At 60.7% G+C, this 16,678-nt stretch carries 17 protein-coding genes; 4 read left to right on the forward strand and 13 right to left on the reverse strand.

The annotated features are described in order from the left end of the window. Window positions 1-78: 78 nt before the first annotated feature. The 3 genes from pth (at window position 79) to gltA (ending at window position 3,322) form a co-directional block, all read left to right on the forward strand. Complete coding sequence (gene pth, locus RX395_RS01910) at window positions 79-708, forward strand: aminoacyl-tRNA hydrolase (RefSeq protein ID WP_006235792.1); 630 nt, start codon at window positions 79-81, stop codon at window positions 706-708. A gap of 374 nt (window positions 709-1,082) precedes the next feature. After that, on the forward strand, window positions 1,083-1,922 hold the full coding sequence (locus RX395_RS01915) for a sulfide/dihydroorotate dehydrogenase-like FAD/NAD-binding protein (protein ID WP_006235793.1): 840 nt from the start codon (window positions 1,083-1,085) through the stop codon (window positions 1,920-1,922). Beyond that, window positions 1,913-3,322 (forward strand): NADPH-dependent glutamate synthase, encoded by a 1,410-nt coding sequence (gltA, locus tag RX395_RS01920; protein WP_316365061.1) that lies wholly within the window; start codon window positions 1,913-1,915, stop codon window positions 3,320-3,322. Before RX395_RS01915 ends, gltA begins: the two co-directional genes overlap by 10 nt. 126 nt (window positions 3,323-3,448) lie before the next feature. Here gltA and RX395_RS01925 read toward each other — a convergent pair whose 3' ends face one another. From RX395_RS01925 to RX395_RS01975, 11 genes are all read right to left on the reverse strand, one after another. Beyond that, on the reverse strand, window positions 3,449-4,072 hold the full coding sequence (locus tag RX395_RS01925; RefSeq protein WP_022094991.1) for a cytidylate kinase-like family protein: 624 nt from the start codon (window positions 4,070-4,072) through the stop codon (window positions 3,449-3,451). Between the two features lie 48 nt (window positions 4,073-4,120). Then, window positions 4,121-4,759, reverse strand: coding sequence for an amino acid ABC transporter permease (locus RX395_RS01930; RefSeq protein ID WP_006235796.1), 639 nt, complete (start codon window positions 4,757-4,759; stop codon window positions 4,121-4,123). 3 nt (window positions 4,760-4,762) lie between these two features. Beyond that, the gene (locus RX395_RS01935; RefSeq protein WP_035136546.1) at window positions 4,763-5,509 is read right to left on the reverse strand and encodes an amino acid ABC transporter permease; all 747 of its coding nucleotides are present in this window, start codon (window positions 5,507-5,509) and stop codon (window positions 4,763-4,765) included. A 25-nt stretch (window positions 5,510-5,534) separates the two neighbouring features. Next, a complete protein-coding gene (locus RX395_RS01940) occupies window positions 5,535-6,410 on the reverse strand; it encodes a transporter substrate-binding domain-containing protein (RefSeq protein WP_082435536.1) in 876 nt (291 codons plus the stop codon). Between the two features lie 8 nt (window positions 6,411-6,418). After that, window positions 6,419-7,150 carry an amino acid ABC transporter ATP-binding protein gene (locus RX395_RS01945; RefSeq protein ID WP_022094215.1) on the reverse strand — a complete coding sequence of 244 codons (732 nt, stop codon included), beginning with the start codon at window positions 7,148-7,150 and terminating at the stop codon, window positions 6,419-6,421. 246 nt (window positions 7,151-7,396) lie between these two features. After that, window positions 7,397-7,840: a GatB/YqeY domain-containing protein gene (locus RX395_RS01950; RefSeq protein WP_006235801.1), complete on the reverse strand. Its 444-nt coding sequence runs from the start codon at window positions 7,838-7,840 to the stop codon at window positions 7,397-7,399. 54 nt (window positions 7,841-7,894) lie between these two features. Then, complete coding sequence (locus RX395_RS01955; protein ID WP_316365066.1) at window positions 7,895-9,115, reverse strand: peptidylprolyl isomerase; 1,221 nt, start codon at window positions 9,113-9,115, stop codon at window positions 7,895-7,897. A 224-nt stretch (window positions 9,116-9,339) separates the two neighbouring features. Then, on the reverse strand, window positions 9,340-9,804 hold the full coding sequence (locus RX395_RS01960) for a PTS sugar transporter subunit IIA (protein ID WP_316365068.1): 465 nt from the start codon (window positions 9,802-9,804) through the stop codon (window positions 9,340-9,342). Between the two features lie 152 nt (window positions 9,805-9,956). Continuing rightward, window positions 9,957-10,658, reverse strand: a complete 702-nt coding sequence (gene purN, locus RX395_RS01965; RefSeq protein WP_006235804.1) for a phosphoribosylglycinamide formyltransferase — start codon at window positions 10,656-10,658, stop codon at window positions 9,957-9,959. Then, window positions 10,648-11,751: a phosphoribosylformylglycinamidine cyclo-ligase gene (gene purM / locus RX395_RS01970; RefSeq protein WP_316365070.1), complete on the reverse strand. Its 1,104-nt coding sequence runs from the start codon at window positions 11,749-11,751 to the stop codon at window positions 10,648-10,650. Before purM ends, purN begins: the two co-directional genes overlap by 11 nt. 157 nt (window positions 11,752-11,908) lie before the next feature. Then, the gene (locus RX395_RS01975; RefSeq protein WP_316365072.1) at window positions 11,909-13,579 is read right to left on the reverse strand and encodes an amidophosphoribosyltransferase; all 1,671 of its coding nucleotides are present in this window, start codon (window positions 13,577-13,579) and stop codon (window positions 11,909-11,911) included. A gap of 296 nt (window positions 13,580-13,875) precedes the next feature. Here RX395_RS01975 and RX395_RS01980 point away from each other — a divergent pair, with 296 nt between their 5' ends. Then, window positions 13,876-15,105, forward strand: coding sequence for a putative ABC transporter permease (locus RX395_RS01980; RefSeq protein WP_316365074.1), 1,230 nt, complete (start codon window positions 13,876-13,878; stop codon window positions 15,103-15,105). Between the two features lie 90 nt (window positions 15,106-15,195). Here RX395_RS01980 and RX395_RS01985 read toward each other — a convergent pair whose 3' ends face one another. Then, window positions 15,196-15,645: a molybdenum cofactor biosynthesis protein MoaE gene (locus tag RX395_RS01985; RefSeq protein ID WP_082437815.1), complete on the reverse strand. Its 450-nt coding sequence runs from the start codon at window positions 15,643-15,645 to the stop codon at window positions 15,196-15,198. A 3-nt stretch (window positions 15,646-15,648) separates the two neighbouring features. Beyond that, window positions 15,649-16,647, reverse strand: coding sequence for a class B sortase (locus RX395_RS01990; RefSeq protein WP_316365076.1), 999 nt, complete (start codon window positions 16,645-16,647; stop codon window positions 15,649-15,651). Window positions 16,648-16,678: the final 31 nt, after the last annotated feature.

Genomic DNA, 16,678 nt, shown 5'->3' on the forward strand with positions numbered 1-16,678 from the left:
GCCCTCAATTACCCTCCATTTGACAGCGGCAACAGGGTCGCTCACCATAGCAGGCGACAAATCAACGAAAGGATGAACATGGCAGCTGCACAGCCGCTTAAGATTCGCATGGTTGCCGGGCTTGGCAACCCTGGCGAGGAATATGCCGAGACCCGCCACAACGCCGGCTTTAAGGCGATCGACGAGCTGGCCCGTCAGGCCGGCGTCACGTACTGGAAAAACCAGGCAGGCGCCGAGGTTGCGCTCATCAACATCAACGATCCCGAGGAAGAGGGCGGTAAGCGCCAAATCGTGCTGGTCAAGCCGCAGTCGTATATGAATACCTCGGGTGGTCCCATCTCCAAGCTCTGCCGCGAGTACAAGATCAAGGCCGAGGAGCTGCTCGTAATCCACGATGAGCTCGATATTCCCGCCGGCGACGTGCGTGTTAAGGTGGGCGGCGGCCATGCCGGTCACAACGGCCTGCGTTCCATCATCGACAAGATGGGCAGCCGCGACTTCAGCCGCATCCGCACCGGCATCGGCAACCCTCCCGGCAAGATGGCCGTCGCCGACTACGTTCTTAAGCAGCTGCGCGCCCGCGAGGCCGAGGATTTCCAGGACACCTGCGCCCGCGCGGCCGACGCCGCCGGCCTGGCGATCGTGCACGGCGTGGTCTATGCCCGCGACCATGTCAACGGTGCCGCCTCCGCCAACGGCAAGCACTAAAACCTATCATTTAGGAACAGGTTTATTTTGGCAGGTTTTACCTGCGGAAACGCCCCAGTTGCGGCATCGCAATCAACCGCGCGCCGACATACATGCATAGCACCCCAAAGGGGGCCGGCCTCATCACAACCCGAGGCCGGCCCCATTTGCCGTTTTACCTGATAAAACCGACCAAAATAAACCTCTCCCCCTTTGGTAGGCCAAAGTGGATAAACCCTGCTCCCAACCGCCGAAGATACACGTAAGCGACATGTCCATGAGGGTATAATTTGCACCGTATGTCTGCACAACGCCTGTGCGCGTACGGTTTTATTCGGGCTACCGTCCATTTCCGTGGAGGCACGGTTCGGCGGCCCTAACAAGAGAGGGGTTCTATGTATAAGATCCTGGAGAAGACGCAGTTCTCGGAGAAGGTGTTCAAGTTCCGCATCGAGGCGCCTGCAATCGCCAAGCATGCGCACGCTGGACAGTTCCTCATGGTTCGCGCCAACGAGACGGGCGAGCGCGTCCCGTTTACCCTGGCCGGCTGGAACGGTGACGAGGGCTGGGTCGAGTTCATCTTCATGGTGATCGGCAAGACCACCGAAATGCTTTCCACCTACGAGGCCGGCGAGTCGCTGCGCGACGTCGTGGGCCCGCTGGGCGTTCCCACCGAGATGGCCGAGGGCCCCTGCGCCGTCATTGGCGGCGGCGTCGGCCTGGCAATTGCCTTCCCGGTCGCCAAGCACCTGGTCGAGACCGGCCACGAGGTGCACGCCATCATGGGCGCCCGCACCAAGGACCTCCTGCTCATGGAGGACCAGTTCCGCGAGCTCCTCGACGAGGACCACATCCACATCACTACCGATGACGGTTCCTACGGCGAGCAGGGCGTTGTTACCGCTCCGCTGGAGCGCCTGCTGCAGGACAAGGCCGTGAGCCAGGTCTTCTGCGTCGGCCCCGTTCCGATGATGAAGTTCTCGACCCTCACCGCCCAGAAGTACGACACCCCCATCACCGCGTCGCTCAACCCCATCATGGTTGACGGCACCGGCATGTGCGGCTGCTGCCGCGTCGAGGTGGGCGGCGTGACCAAGTTCGCTTGCGTCGACGGCCCCGACTTCGATGCCACCCTGGTCGACTGGGATGACCTTCGTGCCCGCCAGGCCGCTTACCGTTCCGAAGAGGGCGAGTCCCTCAAGGCCTATGAGGAAAAGAGCTGCGCATGCCACTAGTTAACGGTCGTTTCGTTGCCGATATGAAGTCGCCCCGTACCCCCGATAACGAGGAGCCGGCTGCCGAGCGCGCCTGCGACTTCCGCCCCGTCGACAAGGGCTTCACCGAGGAGATGGCGCTGGCCGAGGCCGAGCGCTGCCTCAACTGCAAGAAGCCGTTCTGTGTTGAGGGCTGCCCCGTCAACATCAACATCCCCCGCTTTATCGAGCAGATCCGCGAGAAGGACTTCGGCGGCGCTCTCGATACCATCCGCGAGGACTCCATGCTTCCCGCCATCTGCGGCCGTGTCTGCCCGCAGGAGAACCAGTGCGAGGGCAAGTGCATCCGTGGTAAGAAATCCGAGCCCGTGGCCATCGGCCAGCTCGAGCGCTTCCTGGGTGACCGCCCCGAGCTCGCCTCCACGCCCAAGATGGCCCCCAAGAACGGCAAGAAGGTCGCCGTCGTCGGCTCTGGCCCGTCCGGCATCACCTGCGCCGGCGAGCTCGCCCGCAACGGCTTTGACGTCACCGTCTTTGAGGCCTTCTTCACCGGCGGCGGCGTGCTGGTCTACGGCATCCCCGAGTTCCGTCTGCCCAAGGCAGTCGTCAAGCGCGAGATCGACGGCCTGGAGGACATGGGCGTCAAGTTTGAGTACAACTCCGTCGTGGGCAACATGGCCACGGCCGAGGAGCTGTTCGAGCAGGGCTTCGACGCCATCTACGTGGCGACCGGCGCTGGCCTGCCCAAGTTCCTCAACGTCCCCGGCGAGAACCTGCCCAACGTCTTCTTCGCAAACGAGTACCTCACCCGCGTGAACCTGATGAAGGCCAACAAGTTCCCCGAGTACGACACCCCCACCAAGCACGGCAAGAACGTCGTCGTCTTTGGTGGCGGCAACGTGGCTATGGACGCCGTCCGTACCGCCAAGCGCCTGGGCGCCGAGCACGCCATCATCGCCTACCGCCGTACCGAGGACGAGATGCCCTGCCGTCGCGCCGAGCTGCACCATGCCAAGGCCGAGGGCGTCGAGGTTCTGCCGCTCGTTTCCCCGCTCGAGTTTGTCGCTGACGAGGACGGCTCCGTGTGCGCCGTCAAGGTCCAGAAGATGGAGCTCGGCGAGCCCGACGAGTCCGGCCGTCGTCGCCCGGTGCCCATCGAGGGCGCCATCGAGGAGATCCCCTGCGACGTCGCGATCTCGGCTATCGGCACCAACGCCAACCCCTTCGCAAAGAAGATCGGCGGCAAGATGGAGCTCAACAAGTGGGGCTACATCGTCGCCGACGAGGAGACCGGCCAGACCACCGATCCCCGCATCTGGGCCGGCGGCGACATCGTCACCGGTGCCGCTACGGTCATTCTGGCGATGGGCGCCGGCAAGAAGGCCGCCGCTTCCATCACCAAGAGCCTGCTGGGCGAGTAATCACCCTCAGCGCTAGCCATCAAACGGCAAAGTCCCCGTCGAGCACACGCCCGGCGGGGACTTTTTCTATGCCGACCACCCAACCACCACGATGGGGACAGGCACCTTTGTGATGGTTTTGGTCGGTTAGCCTTCGAGCTGCGCCACCTTGTAGCGGTAGGCAGCGGCGATGACATCCTTGCAGCCTTCGCGGCCCAGCTTGGCGCGGTTGACGACGATGTCCTTGCCGCTCGTCATCTTCCACTTTCCGGCGCTGTAGCGCTTATAGAACGCCTCGCGCGCCTTCTGCTGCTGCTTGACCAGCTTGGCGCCCTTCTTTTTGTTGAGGCCGCGCTTCTTGCGCACGATCTCGACGCGGTCCTCAAAGGGAGCGGTCACCAACACGGCAATGTGGTTGGGGTTGTTGCGAAGCAGGTAATCGGACAGGCGGCCTTCGATAATGCAGCTCTCGGTCTCGCCCAGATCCAAAATCACCTGGCTCATCTTTTGGAACAACTTATCCGAGTACGAACGCGCATCGTAGCGGTCGGGCAGAAACGCCATGTTCTCCACGGCCAGGCGCTCGTCGTAGGCGGCCATCTTATCGAGCGACTCACCCGCACGCAGCGACGCACGCACCAGCAGCTCGTTGTCATACAGCGGAATCCCCAACTCGTTGGCGAGGATACGTCCGATCTCGTGGCCCTCGGCACCAAAGTCGCGCGCGATGGTAATGACCACAGGACTCTTCTTATTCTCCAGATCGCTCATCGCGATTCCTTTCTCTATGTGACAAAGGGGCTGTCCCTTTGCCACATTCTACGCTGCCACCATTCGCCTCTGATACGCTCGAACCAGTAGCGAGATACCAAAGTTGAGCACAAAGTACATCGCAAACACCAGGCCGTAGAGCATAAGCACCTGCGACAGGTCGATCGCGTGGGCCATCACGACGTTTGCCGTGTACATGAGCTCGGCCACGTTAATGCCCGAAAGATACGAGCTGTCCTTAATGACAGTCGTGCACTGGCTAAACAGCGCCGGAATGATCGTCTTAAACGTTTGCGGCAGAATGATGTAGCGCATGGTGGCAAAGAAGCCGAAGCCCTGGCTCTGCGCCGCCTCAAACTGGCCGCGCGGAATCGAGTTGAGGCCGCCGCGCACAATCTCGGCCATAACAGCGCTGGTAAACAGCGTAAAGGCGATGGTCGAAATCACAATGTCCAAACCCTGCACCGTAAAGTAGATAAACAGAATCCACAGCAGGTTCGGCGTGCAACGGAACAGCTCGATATAGGCGCTCACCAAAATACGGAACGGGCGGGGCGCATAGCTCTTAACGAGCGCCAGCACCGTGCCAAAGATGAGCGAGAAAAAGATCGACAGCGCCGAGATCTCGATTGTCTTAACAAAGCCGCCCCAAATGTAGAGCAGGTTGGTCGCGTTGAAGATTTCCATGCGCTAGGCCTCCTCTACGTTGTCGAGCCCCAGCTCGGCCAGGCTCACGCCGCGCGGACGCTCCTTGGAGCGGCGCTCGAGCCACTGCACCAGCATGGCGAGCGGAAAGCAGATGATGAAGTACATAAGGCAGCAGACGATGTATCCCTGCAGGTAACCGTACAGACTCACAAAGTTGTCGGAACGGTACATAAGGTCGCCGCCGGCCACAAGCGCCAGCACCGACGTATTCTTGACCAGGTTGAGCGCCTGGTTACACAGCGGCGGCAAAATGATCTTGAATGTCTGGGGCAGCACGATGTACCAGTACGCCTGCGCACGGGTGAAGCCCTGGCTCTGGGCCGCCTCCATCTGACCGCGCGGAACCGCCTCGATACCGGTGCGGATGACCTCCGAAATGTAGGCCGCGTGATACAGACCCACGCCCAAGAAGCCCAGCACGAACGGCGCGATGCGCACCGGCTGGTCGGCACCGGTTATGGCCTGCAAAAACTGCGGACCGGCCATGTACATAAAGAGCACCTGTACGGGCAACGGGGTGTTCTGGTAAAACTCCACGTACACGCGGCTTATGGCGCGCAGCACGCGCGAGCGAGTGGTAGAGAACACACCCAGTAGCGTGCCCAGCACCAACGACAGCAGCAGACCGGCAACGACCACCTGTAGCGTCACGCCAAAGCCCTCCCAGAAGGGCCCCATGTTTTGAAATGTCGTCGACCAACGGTCGGCGTCAAATAATCCTTCGAGCATTTGATTCCTTCCTTGGACGATGTGCCTATACAAGACCCCAGGTCTTGACCTCTTGGTCGAGCCAGCCGTCGGCCAGGCGATCGCAAATCACCTGATCGACCACGGCCGAAAGGTCGCAGCCCTTCTTGGTCGCCACGCCGTAGCCCTGCTCGCCAAACTTGACCTCGGGCTGCAGCAGCTCAACGGTCTCGTTCATATAACCGGCCAGCGTGGAGCGGTCCATGGCAAAGACGTCGATATTGCCGGCGTCGAGCGAACTCTTGATGATGGGGTAGCCGCTAAAGGCCCTAAACTCGGGCTTGCAGCTAAAGCCGTTGTCCTTGATCATCTGCTCGATGAGGCCCTGTGTGGTGGCACCCTGGCTCACGCCAATGACCTTGCCATCCAGATCCTCAATCGAGGTAAAGCCCGAACGCTTCTTGACCATGAGTCCCACGTAGTCGGTGCGGTACGGCGTCGAGAAATCCCAGCTCTTCTTGCGCTCGTCGGTGATGGTGTAGGTCGCCGCGACCACGTCAAGCTGGCCGTTATCGATCAGCGGGCCGCGCGTCTTGGGTGTTACGTCGGTAAACTCGACAAGCTCCTGGGCACGGGCCTCCTTGTAGCTCACGCCAAAGACGGCAGCGGCGATCTGATAGCACAAATCGACTTCCATGCCCTCAAAGCGGCCCTTGGCGGTGTCGTAATAGCCATAGCCGGGAACGTCCTTCTTAACGCCGGCATTCAGATGGCCGCGCGACTTGATGGCCGCAAGCTTGGACCCCTTGTCGGAGCCCTCGCCGCTGGTGGAGTTGCCGCAACCGGTAAGCGCGGTCCCCGTCAGCGCGAGCATGCCGGCGCCCGCCAGCTGCAAAAAATGACGGCGCGACACGGCCGCCCTTGTCATATCCGTCATGTCCATCACCGCGCCTAGTGCAGAATCTTGGACAGGAACTCGCGGCAGCGCGGGTTCTCGGGGTTATCGAAGAAGTGCTCGGGCGTGCCCTCCTCCAGAATGCGGCCGTCCTCCATAAAGATGACGCGGTCGGCCACCTGACGCGCAAAACCCATCTCGTGCGTCACGCAGATCATGGTGATGTCCTCCTGCGCGAGCTCAATCATAACGTCCAGAACCTCCTGGACCATCTCGGGGTCGAGCGCCGAGGTCGGCTCGTCAAACAGGATGATGGGCTGCTTGGTGCACAGGGCACGGGCGATGGCGATGCGCTGCTGCTGACCGCCCGAGAGATTCTGCGGATACTCGCCGGCCTTATGCGCCATGCCAACGCGCTTGAGCGCGGCGATGGCGATCTCGGTCGCCTCCTCCTTGCTCTTCTTTTGCAGCTTGATGGGCGCGAGCGTCAGGTTGCCGAGCACCGTCATGTTGGGATACAGGTTGAACTGCTGAAACACCATGGAACTATACTTGCGAGCCATCTCCAGGTGATTCTTTTTGGTGAGCGGCGTACCGTCGATGACGACCTCGCCCGACGTGGGCTCCTCCAGATAATCGACGCAACGGATGAGCGTCGACTTACCCGAGCCGGAAGGCCCGATCATTACGAGCTTCTCGCCGCGCTTGACGGTGAGATTGATATCTTTGAGCACATGCAGGTCGCCAAAGTACTTGTTGAGATGCTTGATCTCGATCATGTCTGCCATGAATGTCCCTTCCCTGCGTTTACACGAGTTGAACTATTGTACGGAAAGAACCGCGTTTCCGCAGCCCACACTACATTCCCGTAAAGAACCCGCAACCTTTAACCCACTCATTGGGGACAGACTTAAATGAGTACCTGCTCATTGGGCACTCATTTAAGTCTGTCCCCAATGAGTGCCCCGCCAGCAAAAAGGGGCGCGACCGCAATGGTCACGCCCCCTCAACATCAACTATGTACCGCTCGGCCCCTACGCTAGTTTGGCTCCGACGATCTTTGCTGCGGCCGGCTTATCGAAGTTGCCGCCGGTGGCCTTGCCGAGTGCACCCATGACCTGGCCCATCTGCTTCTTGGACGTGGCGCCCAGCTCGGCGATGACCTGCTCAATCAGAGCCTCGAGCTCCTCGCCCGAAACCTGTGCGGGCAGCAGGCTCTCCAGAATCTTGACCTGCTCGGTCAGATTGTCGGTACGCTCCTGGTCGGTGCCGGCCTTGATGGACATCTCCAGCGTCTCGCTCGTCTGCTTGATCAGACGCTTGATCATGCTGTTGACGTCTTCCTCGGTCACATCGCGGCGCTCATTGACCTCGATATTCTTCACCTCGGCCTTGACCTGACGAATGATGGACAGGCGAACCTTGTCCTTGGCCTTCATGGCCGCGATCATTTCCTTCTGCAGCTCTTCGTTGGTCATCTGCAAATCCTCCTCAATAGTGTGGGCGGCACTCGCGCGAGCACCGCCCCATGATTACTCAGTCGTCGACGAATCGTCGGTCGAGCTCTTGGTGACGCCCTTCAGGCTCACGTTATAGGGTACGTCCTTGGGCATGGGGTTGACGGTAACGTCGGCGTCCTTCTTGTACTGCTCTAGCCACTCGCTGTACGCGGTGCTGGCCGCCTGCGTCTTCACCACGTTGGAGACATACTTCTTGATGGCCTTGGGCACCTGGTTGATGTCATCGACCTGATTATCGACATGGAAGTAGTCGGTGCACTTGATGATGTGGTAGCCATAGGTCGACTCGACGACTTCGCTCACATCGCCCTTGTTGAGCCCCTCGAGCGCCGCCTGGTAGCTGTCGACGAAGGTGGTGAGCTTGTCCCAGCCCACATCGCCCTTCTTATCCTTGGAGCCGGCATCGTCGGAGTACTGCTTCACAGCATCCTCAAAACTCAGCTCGCCGGAGTTGATCTTGTCCAGGCACTCCTGCGCCTTGGCCTTGGCGGCGGCCTTGTCCTCGTCAGATGCGTCGGAATCAGCCTTGATCAGGATGTTCGACGAGCGGCGAGCATCGTTGTAGTTAGACAGATTCTCGTTGATGTAATCGACGATCTCGCTGTCCTTGGGCTTGCTGGTGGGCGCCACGGCATCCTTGAGCTTTTGCTGTGCCAGGCTCTCCTTGAGCGAGTCCTTGTAGGTGTCCTCGGTATAGCCGTAGGTCTTGAGGGTCTTCTTAAAGGTCTTGGCACCGCCCGCGCTCTTGCACGCGCCCTTCCATGCCTTCTCGACCTCCTCGTCCGACACCGTAACGCCGTTTTCCTTCTGCGCCTGCTGAAGCAGAATCTGCTGCGTGTAGGAATCGATGAGCTGCTTGCGATACTTCTTGGGTGTCAGGTCGTTGTCAACCAGATACTGCGCCCAGTCCTTGTCCTTGGTGTAGCCGTAGGACGCGCGCATGCTCATGATCTGCTTGGTCACGGTGTCCTCGGTGAGGTTGGTGCCGTTGATAGTTGCAGCAACACCGCCGGTCAGCTTGTAGCCCGAGGTGTCCTCGGCCTGCGACATAAGGCCGGAGCACGCCATCGCCGAGACGGAAAGCAGCATCGCCAGCACGCCGATGACCACCAGGACGATCTTGACGGTCTTAGACACGTACGTCTTGCGCTGTTTCTTGCGAGAGCTGGAGGCAGCGCGGGCCTGCTGCTCGGGCGTCGGCGCGGCCTCGGAGTTCTTTTTCTTATTTGCCATAGTTGGCCTTTCGCATAACGAATCGAACAAACGCCATTGTGTCACAACGCAGCCCCCGCGGCACGCTTGGTGCATTGGGGACAGGTTAATCTGCACCATTTTGGTGCAAAGGGGACAGATGTGGCACTTGGCACTTGGGGACGTTCTTTATATGCCGGCAGTTGGGGACTGTCCCTTACTGCCGGCAGAAAAGGAACGTCCCCAAGTGCCGACTCAGCCCCACCTTAGAAGTGACGGCGGATGGCGTCGACCATGCCCTGGGACGTGGTCTGGCCGAGCACGTCGGCTGCGGCATCGGCGTCCATAAAGATGTTCATGAGCGCCTGCAGGGCCTCGACCTGGCCGCCCGGCTCGGCGATGCCCAGATTGATGACGATCTGCGCCGGCACCGGAGCGCCCATGCCAGCCATAGCGTTGAATGTCACGGGCGCGGCGGGCTTCACCACCGCGATATAGGGCTTGGCCACAAACCCCGGATCGGTATGCGGAATGGCAATGTTTGCCGCCGGCATGGCAAGACCCGTGGGATAGGCATCCTCGCGCGTGCGAACGGCGTCGAGCCAACCGGATGCAATGTAGCCACGTGGTGCAAGCTCGCCCTCAAGCCGCGCGAACATCTCATCCGGCGTCGCACACTCCCAATCAAAAAACACCAGCTCAGGCGTAAACAGCGCTTCGTTATCCGCCATGCGCTCACCTCTCTCATCTAGTCACCTGCGACGTTCTTGAATGACCAGTCGTTAAAGACCGTTCCCGATGACTACCCAAAACAAAAGGTGGCCACGCGCGCCTTGGCGCCAATGACCACCCTGACTACTCGGCTAAATTGTACTGTGCGCCGCTAGCCGCGAGGCGCGTCAATTGCGACCTTGCCGCTCTCCAGCACGTGGACGCGACCGTCGGCGAGCATCTGCACGACCTCGGGATACAGCACGTGCTCAATCGCGTGGATGTGCTCCTCGAGCGTATCGACGTCCCAGCCCTCCTCAACAGCCAGCGCGCGCTGGGCGATGATGGGGCCGTTGTCGTAGATCTCGTTGGCAAAATGCACGGTCACGCCAGTTACCTTGACGCCGCGCGCAAAGGCATCGTCGATCGCATGCGCGCCGGTAAAGCTCGGCAGCAGCGCGGGATGCAGATTGACCACGCGATTGGGGAATGCCGCCAGCAGCGGCGTGTGCACCATGCGCATGTAGCCGGCCATGACCACATACTCGCAACCGCGCTCGAGCAGCTCGTGCGCAATGATCTCGTCGGCGGCGATGGGGTCGGCATAGACATCCTTGGACAGCGTGAGCGTCTGGATGCCCGCGCGCTCAGCGCGCTGCAAACCCTTAGCCGAAGGACGGCTCGACACCACAAGCTCAATCGAAGCGTTGAGCTTGCCGGCGGCGATCAGGTCGATCAGCGCCTGCAGGTTGGTACCCGAACCGCTGATGAGCACACCGATCTTGAGCGGCTCGGCCGTATCGGTGCCGGTCGGACGGGTGTAGGGCACAAAGCCCAGGCTCGCGGCAGCAGCCATCTGCTCGTTAGCGCTCATCGGAGTACACGACCTTACCGGAGCCCTCGACGCACTCGCCCACGCGGAACGGCTTCTCGCCCAGCGCGACCAGGGCCTCGGTCACGGCAGCCTCGTCCTCGGGGGCGACGATCAGGCACAGGCCAACGCCCATGTTGAAGGTCTTGCATGCCTCGTTGGGCGCGAGCTCGGCCTGGCGCGACACGTAGGTGATGACGGGCGGAACGTCCCAACCCATCTCGGCGCCGTTGCGGGTGACCACGGCGTCGACGTCGTCGGCAAGCGCGCGGTTGAGGTTCTCGGTAATACCGCCGCCAGTGATGTGGGCGATAGCGTGCACGTTGGCGCCGCCGCGCAGCAGCTCCAGAATCGGCTTGACGTAGATGCGCGTGGGAGCCAGCAGGGCGTCTGCCAGCGATGCGCCGCCGAGTTCCTCGAGCGGACGGCTCAGCTCCTCGGCCTTAGCGGCGGCCTCGGGCGTGCCCGGCTTAATGCCGTCGACGCCGATGACCTTGCGCACGAGCGAGTAGCCGTTGGAGTGCACACCGGTGGAAGGCAGGCCCAGGATCACATCGCCGGGGCGAACGTTCGCGGGGTCGAGCATCTTGGGACGGTCGACGACGCCCACAGTAAAGCCGGCGAGGTCGTAGTCGGCCGGAGCCATGACGCCCGGGTGCTCGGCCATCTCGCCGCCCACGAGCGCGCAGCCCGCGAGCTTGCAGCCGTCGGCAACGCCCTTGATGATCTTTGCCATATGCTCGGCCTCGATGTGGCCAATGGCAATGTAGTCCAAGAAGAACAGCGGCTCGGCGCCCGAAGCCAAAATGTCGTTGACGCACATGGCGACCAGGTCCTGGCCCACCGTCTCGTGACGATCCATGATCTGGGCGAGCACGAGCTTGGTGCCCACGCCGTCGGTACCGCTGATCAGGATCGGGTCTTCCATATCCTTGAGCGCGGCGGCCGAGAACAGGCCGCCAAAGCCGCCGATGCCGCCGATGACCTCGGGGCGGTTGGTGTCCTTCACCATTTGCTTAATCGCGTCGACGGCGCGGCCGCCCTCAGCGGTATCGACGCCGGCGTCCTCATACGTCACATGTTTGCTGTCGCTCATCTGAGCCTTCCTCTCCCACTACCGTGGCGCCGCGCGGGCGCCAAACGGTGCTCATAGTTGCGTTCATATCGGTGCGCACCGCAGCGGCGCGCACCGTCATATCAACAAAACAGCAGGTAGAACCTACCAAAATAAACCTGTCCCTACATGGCAGGTTTTAGGCCTCGCCGTGCTTCTCTTCCCAGCTGCGGTCGTCGTATTTCTCGACCACGGCGTCGTCGTCAAAGTACAGCGGCTTATCCAAGTTGCGAGGCTTAAAGCCCTCCATAAACTTGTCGCGGCCAAAGCTGTCGGGAATCGCCACGGGATAGCGGCCGGTAAAGCACGCATCGCAATAGCCACCCTTGGGCATGACCTTCAGCAGGCCCTCGACCGAAAGGAAGGCGAGCGAATCGGCGCCGATATACTCACGGATCTCTTCGACTGTCTTGTTGGCGCTGATAAGCTGCGACTGCACGTCGGTATCGATGCCGTAAAAGCACGGCCAGATGACCTCGGGCGAGTTGATGCGGATGTGGATCTCCTTGGCGCCGGCGTTACGCAGCATCTTGACGAGCTGCACCATGGTGGTGCCGCGCACGATGGAGTCATCGATGACGACCAGGCGCTTGCCCTCGATGTTATCGCGCAGCGGGTTGAGCTTCATACGCACGCCCATGGCGCGCAGCTCCTGCGTAGGTTCGATAAACGTACGGCCCACATAGCGGTTCTTGATGAGGCCCTCGCCAAAGGGAATGCCGCTCTCGTGCGAATAGCCCTCCGCAGGCGGCAGACCGGAGTCGGGCACGCCAATGACCAGGTCGGCCTCGACGGGCTCCTCGTGTGCCAGCTGGCGACCCATGTCATAGCGGCAGGCGTAAACGCTCTTGCCATTCATGATGGAATCGGGACGGGCAAAGTAGACCTGCTCAAAGATACAGTTGGCGGGCTCTTCGGCAGCGGGCACGCCTTGCTCGGACACCAAGCCCTCGGCGCTGATGCGCAAGATCTCGCCGGGACGGACGTCGCGAACGTACTCGGCACCCACAATGTCGAGCGCGCAGGTCTCGGACGCAACGACCCAGCCACCAGCGCGAGTGACATGAGTGGCAGCGTCGACCGTCGCGGCGTCGTCTTGCGACGGCAGCTGCGAAACGGATGCAGCGTCGGCCTGGTCCAAGCCCTCGTCCACAAGCTTGCCCAGCACCAGCGGACGAATGCCGTGCGGGTCGCGGAAAGCATAGAGCGCCTGCTCGTTGATGAGCGTCATGGCGTAGCCACCGCGCACGAGTTCCATCGTCTTGCGAATGCCCTCGCGCAAATGGCCTGTGCGCTGCGTAAAGTAGCCGATGAGCTTGGTCGCGACCTCGGAATCCGAATTGGAGAGGAACGGCACGCCCAGCTCAATCAGCTGACGGCGCAGCTCGTCGGTGTTGACGAGGGTACCGTTGTGCGCAAGTGCGATGATGACGCTATTAATGGTCGAAAGATGTGGCTGCGAGGCTTCCCAGCTTTTGGCGCCGGCGGTGCCGTAGCGCACGTGACCCACAGCCAGTTGGCCGGAGAGCGTCGACAGGTCCGCGTTGGAGAACACGCGGTCGAGCAGGCCCAGGTCCTTGCGAACCATAACCGTGCCGCCGTCGCCCACGGCGATTCCCGCCGATTCCTGGCCGCGGTGCTGCAGTGCACGCAGGCCAAAGTACGTCAGTCGAGCCACGTCGCGATCGGGCGCCCACACACCAAAAACGCCGCATTCCTCATGCAGCTGGTCGGAGTCCGGATCATACGTCGACATGGTCTTCACCTGTCCCGCGGCACGCTCGGCCGCGCGGATGGTTTCTTGAGACATGGCATCCCCTCAGAGCCTCGTTATTTGGCGTTACCTGCCTTATTATACGCACGGCAAGACAAGCTCCCCAGCGCATGAGCAGCGCTTTTTAAAAGCCCACCGAGCTTATTATCCGTTTTGCGACCAAACATTTTATTGGGTAGTCCACTCTCAGGGGCAACGGCCTAGAAGACTTCCCGTGCGCCGTGTCTCGCCCGCGCTAGGGGCTACATTGTTGCAATTGGGACGTTCGTCCTGTCTTTTAGCTGGTCGTCGGCGTATCCTTGTAGGCTACTACAAGACGAGAAAGGTAGCGTATGGATCGAAATCAACTCGACCCCAGTGTCCCCAGCACCACGGAGGCCAAGAAGATCCCCCTTATCATCAAGGTCTACGCAGTCCTGTGCATCCTGTCCGGCGTGGGTACGCTCCCGTCGGTCGGCGCCTTTATGTGGCAGGTCATCACCGCACTCATCAACGGCAACGCCGCCGCCAAGCTCGGCGACAACACGCTCGTCGCGGTCGGACTGATTGTCGCCGGCATCATGCTCTCGGCTGCCAGTGTCGTCATCTTGATCATCTTTGGCCTGGACCTCATCAAGAACCAGCGCCGCAATGCCGCCCGTCTGTCCTATATCCTTATCGCATTGACCGTCGTCGAGCTTTTGGTCGACGTGATGCTCCAGGGTATCGGGCCTTTCTTGCTGCGCCCTGCCATCCAGCTCGGCATCCTCGTCGCGCTTTCGACCACCGTCGACCCCACGCTGCGCCAGGAGCGCGAGCTGCAGCGCCGCCTGCAGGAAATGCTCGATCGCGACGCCGCCGCCGAGGGCATGCTCGGGCGCGATGAAACCGGCGAAGGCTACATCAAGCTCAACTACTTCAACCTGTTCTGGGTATTCTTTGTCTGCTGCATACTCGGCCTGATCGCCGAGGACATCTGGCACATGACGGTCGACGACCCGGGCGTCTACCAGAACCGCGCCGGCATGCTGTTTGGCCCCTTCAGCCCCATCTACGGATTTGGCGCCGTGCTCATGACCATGGTGCTCAACCGCTTCTACAAAAAGAACCCCATCATTATCTTTTTGGTGAGCGCGCTGCTCGGCGCAAGCTTTGAGGTGTTCGTGGGCTGGTTTATGCAGACCTCGTTTGGCGTGGTCTCGTGGAGCTACTCGCATATGAAGCTCTTTGGCATGCCCGATCCGCTCGCCGTCCTTACCGGCGGACGTACTTGCACAGGCTTCGCCTGCCTGTGGGGTCTGGGTGGCCTCATCTGGATCAAGCTGCTGCTGCCGAGACTGCTCAAGCTCATCAACATGATTCCGTGGAAGAGTCGCTACTCGGCTACCGTCATCTTCACCATCATTATGCTGGTCGATGGCGTTATGACGCTGCAGTCGCTCGATTATTGGTATCAGCGCGTCAACGGCACGGAACCGGATATTCCCGTTGCGCAGTTCTACGGCAAGTACTTCGATAATGACTTTATGGAGAATCGCTTCCAGAGCATGACCATGAGCCCCAAGGATGCGACGCGCGTGTAGCGCCCACCGCGCCCAAAACGCAAAATGCCCGCCGGTATCACACGTACCGGCGGGCATTTTTATAAACGAGCCTTCTATCGACGCAAGCCTCTACGCCTCGCGCTCGACCTCACTCACACATTCGTTCTTGATGGTGCCAACGAGCGCCTGCAGCGCATCGACCACATGCGGGCGAATGTCCCCGCCAATGAGCACGAGCATGATGTCGTCACCTACGGCAAGCTCGCCGCTTGCCAGCCACACGCGCACATAGCCGATACCCGGCATCGCGCGCGTGGCCTCGATAGCAGCCTGCACTTTCTGAGCATCGAAGCCGAACACCATGCCGCCCACCCTGCGTCCGGGAGCTACACCATCGGTTTCGATCCCGCGGACCTCGGACTTGGGCGTCGCGCGCACCACGCCGTTATGCGTCAGATACATCCCACAGCCTGCCGCCGAAGCATCGGCCTTGGCCTCGCGCAGCCAAGCATCAACCGAAGGCATCGTTTTGCCATTCTCGAGCATCATTTCCCCTTTCACCGTCATTGAGTAGCCCATTATCTATTCCTCGACCGGCGTGAGCACCATGACGGCACGTGTGTTGCTCAGCGATAACGAACGACAGGTCACAAGCGTTACGACCTTGGTTGCCGAAGCGGCACGATCGGTGGCATCGCTCGCCACGGCAGAGGCACCGTCGAGCATCTCGGACAGGTAGTTCTTGAGCCCGTCGTCGCCCTCAAAATTGGTCGTGCGCGCCTTGGCATACGTGTCCTCGACAACTTTGGTCGCCAGTGGTCGCAGTTTATACGTAGCATCCCGTGTGATGTAATACACGAACTCGATGCTATCGAACGTTGCCTGATCAGTGGTGTCCGAAATCACGTTGAACATCGACCCGTCATTCATGTGGTGGCCGTAGATCGTGGTCTGCTGGTCAACCATTCCCGGCGCGGTATCGTCGCTGTCCAAGAAGATCGCACCCGATGCATTGGACGTACCGTCAAACAGCGTGTTGAGGTATTTGGAGTTGTTATTGGTCTGCACCACGGGATAGTTGATGTTGGTTCCCGGCGCGTAAATCCAACCCACAACCTCGGGATTTGTCTGGGCAAGTGCATCGAAGTCGATAATCGGCACGCCGCTGGCGTCCTTATCGCTTACATATTGCTTCTCGATTTTCTGGTACGAATCGCTTGCCTGCTTATAGCCAATCTGAGCATTGATAAAGATGGCAGCGGCGGCAACAATCAGGCCGATGCCGATGATGATGAGCAGAATGGGAATAATGGAGCGGCGCTTTTTGCGCGGCGGCTCGGTGTAATCCGACGGCGCGGCGTGCGATGAAGACCGGGGCGGCTTCTTAGCGTTGCTATAAGGTGAAGGTCGATATGCGGCTGGCGCGTCCTGTCGACGATGCGTCGCCGGCGTCACGGGGCGCGGCGCGCGCGGCTGCTGAGGAGAGGATGTCCGACCCTGCTGTGCCCCATGGGCAGCACTCAGCTTCGACGGATCGGGGATCTGAGAAGCCTTGAATCGTTTTCCCTGATAGTCAGACATGGCTCTCCTTATACTGCGGTGAAACGGCGGA

It is taken from the genome of Collinsella aerofaciens, assembly GCF_032584215.1.
Taxonomy (GTDB): domain Bacteria; phylum Actinomycetota; class Coriobacteriia; order Coriobacteriales; family Coriobacteriaceae; genus Collinsella.

Excerpts from the sequence above, each read along its gene's own strand:
- pth (WP_006235792.1), top strand. The coding sequence starts at position 79 with ATGGCAGCTGCACAGCCGCTTAAGATTCGCATGGTTGCCGGGCTTGGC.
- RX395_RS01915 (WP_006235793.1), top strand. The coding sequence starts at position 1,083 with ATGTATAAGATCCTGGAGAAGACGCAGTTCTCGGAGAAGGTGTTCAAG.
- gltA (WP_316365061.1), top strand. The coding sequence starts at position 1,913 with ATGCCACTAGTTAACGGTCGTTTCGTTGCCGATATGAAGTCGCCCCGT.
- RX395_RS01925 (WP_022094991.1), bottom strand. The coding sequence starts at position 4,072 with ATGAGCGATCTGGAGAATAAGAAGAGTCCTGTGGTCATTACCATCGCG.
- RX395_RS01930 (WP_006235796.1), bottom strand. The coding sequence starts at position 4,759 with ATGGAAATCTTCAACGCGACCAACCTGCTCTACATTTGGGGCGGCTTT.
- RX395_RS01935 (WP_035136546.1), bottom strand. The coding sequence starts at position 5,509 with ATGCTCGAAGGATTATTTGACGCCGACCGTTGGTCGACGACATTTCAA.
- RX395_RS01940 (WP_082435536.1), bottom strand. The coding sequence starts at position 6,410 with ATGGACATGACGGATATGACAAGGGCGGCCGTGTCGCGCCGTCATTTT.
- RX395_RS01945 (WP_022094215.1), bottom strand. The coding sequence starts at position 7,150 with ATGGCAGACATGATCGAGATCAAGCATCTCAACAAGTACTTTGGCGAC.
- RX395_RS01950 (WP_006235801.1), bottom strand. The coding sequence starts at position 7,840 with ATGACCAACGAAGAGCTGCAGAAGGAAATGATCGCGGCCATGAAGGCC.
- RX395_RS01955 (WP_316365066.1), bottom strand. The coding sequence starts at position 9,115 with ATGGCAAATAAGAAAAAGAACTCCGAGGCCGCGCCGACGCCCGAGCAG.
- RX395_RS01960 (WP_316365068.1), bottom strand. The coding sequence starts at position 9,804 with ATGGCGGATAACGAAGCGCTGTTTACGCCTGAGCTGGTGTTTTTTGAT.
- purN (WP_006235804.1), bottom strand. The coding sequence starts at position 10,658 with ATGAGCGCTAACGAGCAGATGGCTGCTGCCGCGAGCCTGGGCTTTGTG.
- purM (WP_316365070.1), bottom strand. The coding sequence starts at position 11,751 with ATGAGCGACAGCAAACATGTGACGTATGAGGACGCCGGCGTCGATACC.
- RX395_RS01975 (WP_316365072.1), bottom strand. The coding sequence starts at position 13,579 with ATGTCTCAAGAAACCATCCGCGCGGCCGAGCGTGCCGCGGGACAGGTG.
- RX395_RS01980 (WP_316365074.1), top strand. The coding sequence starts at position 13,876 with ATGGATCGAAATCAACTCGACCCCAGTGTCCCCAGCACCACGGAGGCC.
- RX395_RS01985 (WP_082437815.1), bottom strand. The coding sequence starts at position 15,645 with ATGGGCTACTCAATGACGGTGAAAGGGGAAATGATGCTCGAGAATGGC.
- RX395_RS01990 (WP_316365076.1), bottom strand. The coding sequence starts at position 16,647 with ATGTCTGACTATCAGGGAAAACGATTCAAGGCTTCTCAGATCCCCGAT.